Here is a 203-nt window from a genome sequence, read left to right as displayed (position 1 = left end):
TTTGTATACTTCTCTTTTATATCTTTATTTTCAATATATAAAAAATCTCCTATTTTTACATCAGGAAGTTGTATATCTTCTTTCTTCTTTGATTTATATTCTTCTAAATATTTTGTAAATCCTTCTTCAGCAATTATTTTATAAGTGTTTATAAATTCAAACCCGTCAAATTCAGCCACTATCTTTGTTGTATTTTCTACAAG

General features: G+C 23.6%; 1 pseudogene. It reads right to left on the bottom strand.

The annotated features are described in order from the left end of the window. Positions 1-203 (bottom strand): annotated as a pseudogene (locus HMPREF0077_RS10310) (DNA topoisomerase 3); the annotation flags it as partial.

The organism is Anaerococcus tetradius ATCC 35098, assembly GCF_000159095.1.
GTDB classification, from domain to species: Bacteria; Bacillota; Clostridia; order Tissierellales; family Peptoniphilaceae; genus Anaerococcus; species Anaerococcus tetradius.
Note: the sequence above shows the minus strand (reverse complement) of the source record. Positions and strands in the feature narration are given on the sequence as shown.